Annotated in this window: 1 pseudogene; it reads left to right on the plus strand. The window is 33.7% G+C overall.

Features of this window, described 5'->3' with window-relative positions:
• Nucleotides 1-410: 410 nt before the first annotated feature.
• A pseudogene (locus C4S35_RS15435) lies at nucleotides 411-1588 on the plus strand (hypothetical protein); the annotation flags it as partial.

The raw sequence follows: 1588 nt of genomic DNA on the forward strand, positions 1-1588 counted from the left end.
AGAAATTAAACAATAGACCAAGAAAAAGATTTAATTTTGAAACACCTAATTATATGTTTAATCAAAAAGTTGCATTTATAACTTGAATCCTGCTTCTAAATAATGTCCGAAAAATAAATTCATTTTAATAAAAGAAAAGCATTTCATCGACAGAAGAACACTTTAATCGAAAATTCGTTTTTAAAATGCAACAATAAAATTTAAATACTTAACTTTAAGGTAGATAAGCCCAAATCTATGTTTCATATTAAAAAATAAAAAATTAACGATAAAATCATTTAAGCTCCCCTCCTTTTTTAATGGAAATGTTACACCTACAATAAATATTATTTTACTTCTAAAATTAACGTAGTTCAAGCTATGTAAATTTTAAAAAAAAATTAATTATTTGATTCTAAATCGTAGGTGCCATGAGAGAAAAATACTTTAATTTCCAAATAAATTCATCTTTTATAGTAAAAATTTCAAAAAATTATCAAATATTTTTGATAGTTTTATTTGCTTTTTTAAGTGTTAATAATAGTGTGGCGCAGACTGCGGGACCAAATAATGCGGGAATAGGAACTAATACCATTGGCACCGGAACAATTTCTTGGTCTAATCCAAATTATATTTTAGCTGATGACACTTCTTATTCCACTTCCATCCTTACTCTAGGACAAAGTACTCAATATTTACAAGGAACAAATTATGGATTTGCCATTCCTGCCGGTGTCGTAATTAATGGAATAGCGGTTTCAATCCTGCGACAAAGCAACGCATCTAGCATTAGTGACGGCAGAGTTCAATTGGTTAAAAATGGTATTATTGTAGGGAATAATTATGGTACTGCAGCGATCTGGTCAACTACAATGACCACCGAAAATTATGGTAGCCCAACCGATTTATGGGGGACCACTTGGACTGCAACTGATATTAACAATGCTAATTTTGGTATAGTGCTTTCCGCAGTAGCAAGTGCTAATGAAATTGCATCAGTCGATTATATGCAAATTACAATATATTATACCCCAGCTCCAACAATAACAAGTTTTACACCCACAAATTCCTGTATTGGTACTGCAACTTCAGTTGTACTAACCGGAAACAATTTTAATGGTGCAACCGCGGTGAATTTTAATGTTTTAGCAGCTTCCTATACTGTTAATAGTAATTCTCAAATTACTGCTGTATTACCTGCAACTGCTACCACTGGACCTATTACGGTAACTACCCCTTCTGGAACAACTGCAAGTTTAACTGACTTTACAGTAACGCCGAATAACACAATTTCATTGTCATCTGCTGCAGGTACAAATGCCCAAACAAAATGCATTTCTATTCCAATAACAGATATTATTTATACAACCACTGGAGCGACCGGAGCAACATTTAGCGGACTACCCGCGGGAGTATCGGGTAGTTTTAATTCCAATACAGTAACGATAACTGGTTCTCCTTCTGTTTATGGAACGTTTAACTATACAGTAAATTTAACAGGTGGTTGCGGAACAGTCAATGCGGCAGGAACGATAACAATTACTCCAAATGCCAATATTGCATCGGTAACAGGAACAACGCCACTTTGTATTGGTGCAACAGCAACTTT

The sequence above is a fragment of the Flavobacterium urumqiense genome (assembly GCF_900108015.1).
GTDB lineage: Bacteria > Bacteroidota > Bacteroidia > Flavobacteriales > Flavobacteriaceae > Flavobacterium > Flavobacterium urumqiense.